The organism is Halomonas sp. OfavH-34-E (assembly GCF_024124525.1).
Classification (GTDB): domain Bacteria; phylum Pseudomonadota; class Gammaproteobacteria; order Pseudomonadales; family Halomonadaceae; genus Halomonas; species Halomonas litopenaei.
This window is the reverse complement of record NZ_JAMXRY010000114.1, coordinates 1-2,145: the sequence shown is the minus strand read 5'-3', so window position 1 is coordinate 2,145 and position 2,145 is coordinate 1. Positions and strand designations below refer to the sequence as shown.

Here is a 2,145-nt window from a genome sequence, read left to right as displayed (position 1 = left end):
GTGTCGACGCCGGAGCTATAAGTCCGTAGATCATCAAAATAGATTGTCCCCCCGACCCGCATGGCCTTCTCTTGTTGGTGACGAAGCCTCCAAGAGAACTGGCCATGCTAAGCCGAGAGGACTTTCTCATGATAAGGCAACTTCATCAGCGAGGCGCCCACCTCGTGGACATTGCACACCAGATTGGCTGTTGTGAACGCACCGTGCGGCGCCACTTGGCCCGAGATGAGGCTCCCAGCGGGCGACCGGTGAGACCGCGAGCCAGCAAGCTGGATCCCTACAAGCCGATCATCGACCAGCTGCTGGCTGACAACGTCTGGAACGCCGAGGTGATCTTCCAGCTGATCCGTGAGCAAGGCTATACCGGCGGTGTCACTATCGTGCGGATGTACATCCAACCCAAGCGAGCGCTGCGGCCGAGCAAGCAGACGGTGCGCTTCGAGACCCCTCCCGGCTTCCAGCTCCAGCACGACTGGGGCGAAATCGAGACGGTGATCGCTGGCCAGCGTTGTAAGGTCAGTTTCGCGGTCAACACGCTGGGTTATTCGCGGCGTTTCCATGTCTGGGCGGCCACCAGCCAGGATGCCGAACACACCTACGAGGCCTTAGTACAGGCCTTCCGCCACTTTGGCGGCGCACCACGTACGGTACTCGTCGATAACCAGAAAGCGGCAGTGCTGAAGCACGACCGAGACCACCGCGTGATTTTTAATGCCGGTTTCCTGCAACTGGCCAACCACTATGGGTTTGCGCCGAAGGCATGCCGACCGCAGCGCCCGCGCACCAAGGGCAAGACCGAGCGCATGGTGGGCTACGTGAAGCAGCACTTCTTCCAGCGCTACCGGCAGTTCGAGAGCCTTTCCCATCTGAACCAGTTGCTCCAGCGATGGCTGGAGCGAGTGGCCGATCAGCGGCCACTGCGGCAGTTCCGACAAACCCCAGCGGAACGCTTTGCTGCCGAGGTGGCAGCTCTCCAGGCGCTGCCGGCAACAGACTTCGATACCCGTTACCACGACCTGCGCCAGGTCGGCTGGGACGGCTACATTGAGGTCCGTGGCAACCGCTACAGCGTCCCGGAGACCTACTGTGGCCAAGCCGTAGTCATCCGACTGAGCCTCGATGATGAATTGACCGTCTACTCGCCGGCGGGTGATGCCATCGCCCAACACCGCCTGCAAGCGCCACAGGCCGGATGGCGCACGGTGCCGGAGCATCATGCGGCTTTATGGCAGCAGACCCTGTCGGTGCAGCAGCGTGACCTGCGGGTCTACGAGGAGGTGCTGTGATGATGCTCGATCAGCTACTCCATCGTCTGAAGATGGATCACCTCCAGGCCTCGCTTGATAGCCTCTGCGAGCACGCCAGCAAGCAGGACCTGAATTATCGTGAGTTCCTTGAGCAAGCGCTCGCCCAGGAGTGGGGCGGGCGCCACCAGAAGGGTCTGGAGTCTCGGCTGAAGCAGGCTCGGCTCCCTTGGATCAAGACCCTGGAGCAGTTTGACTTCAGCTTTCAGCCCAGCATTGACCACAAGATCGTGCGCGACCTGGCCGGCCTGGGCTTTGTCGAACGTAGCGAAAACGTGGTGCTACTTGGGCCGCCCGGCGTGGGAAAAACCCACCTCGCCGTCGCCCTGGCCGTGAAAGCTGCCGAAGCCGGCCATCGGGTACTGTTCATGACCCTGGATCGCCTGGTCAGCACTCTGGTGCGCTCACGGCAGGAGAATCGCCTGGACCGGCAGCTCCAGCAGCTGACCTACCCCAAAGTGCTGGTGCTCGACGAGATGGGCTATCTACCGATGACACGCGAGGAAGCCAGCCTGTTCTTCCGTCTGATCAACCGACGCTACGAGCGAGCCAGCACCCTCATCACCTCGAACAAGTCGTTCATGGACTGGGGTGAGATCTTCGGTGATCAGGTCATTGCCACGGCGATTTTGGATCGGCTGCTACATCACTCGACCACGTTGAACATCAAAGGCGAGAGCTACCGGCTGAAGGACAAGCGCCGAGCCGGGCTGGTGACACCCCCCGCCACGAAGGAGGACGCGCCCCCACACGACCCTGACGTAGTTCCGATGAAAGAGCACTGATAAAAACCGGACAATCTGAATTGATGAAATCCGGACAAACTTCACTGACGTTGACA

At 60.7% G+C, this 2,145-nt stretch carries 2 protein-coding genes; both read left to right on the top strand.

Annotation, left to right across the window (positions count from 1 at the left end; genetic code table 11):
- Positions 1-104: 104 nt before the first annotated feature.
- Positions 105-1,286, top strand: coding sequence for an IS21 family transposase (gene istA, locus NH448_RS23350; RefSeq protein WP_253029588.1), 1,182 nt, complete (start codon positions 105-107; stop codon positions 1,284-1,286).
- Complete coding sequence (istB, locus tag NH448_RS23345) at positions 1,283-2,089, top strand: IS21-like element helper ATPase IstB (protein WP_253029587.1); 807 nt, start codon at positions 1,283-1,285, stop codon at positions 2,087-2,089. The genes istA and istB overlap by 4 nt, the downstream gene beginning before the upstream one ends.
- Positions 2,090-2,145: the final 56 nt, after the last annotated feature.

Excerpts from the sequence above, each read along its gene's own strand:
- istA (WP_253029588.1), top strand. The coding sequence starts at position 105 with ATGCTAAGCCGAGAGGACTTTCTCATGATAAGGCAACTTCATCAGCGA.